This is a genomic window from Streptomyces sp. AC627_RSS907 (assembly GCF_019049165.1).
The window spans coordinates 1,822-2,273 of sequence record NZ_JAGMUE010000505.1 but is presented as its reverse complement, the minus strand read 5'-3'; the positions used below and the strand labels follow the sequence as shown (position 1 = coordinate 2,273).

1 rRNA gene (running past both ends of the window) is annotated in these 452 nt (G+C 58.6%); it reads left to right on the top strand.

The features are described 5' to 3' along the window. Window positions 1-452 (top strand): 23S ribosomal RNA (locus KUM32_RS36720) (it extends past both window edges: 1,446 nt to the left, 1,387 nt to the right).

Sequence of the window (452 nt, the reverse complement as noted above, 5' to 3'; positions counted from 1 at the left end):
CATATAGGGCTAACGCCTGTTGGGTTGGGTAGGGGAGCGTCGTGTGCCGGGTGAAGCAGCCGCGTAAGCGAGTTGTGGATGGTTCACGAGTGAGAATGCAGGCATGAGTAGCGATTCACACGTGGGAAACGTGTGCGCCGATTGACTAAGGGTTCCTGGGTCAAGCTGATCTGCCCAGGGTAAGTCGGGACCTAAGGCGAGGCCGACAGGCGTAGTCGATGGACAACCGGTTGATATTCCGGTACCCGCTTTGAAGCGCCCAATACTGAATCTTCTGATGCTAAGGCCGTGAAGCCGCCCTGGAGCCTTCGGGCAAAGGGGAGTGGTGGAGCCGCTGACCCTAGGGGGTAGTAGGTAAGTGATGGGGTGACGCAGGAAGGTAGTCCAGCCCGGGCGGTGGTTGTCCCGGGGTAAGGGTGTAGCCCGTTGTCTAGGTAAATCCGGATGACATG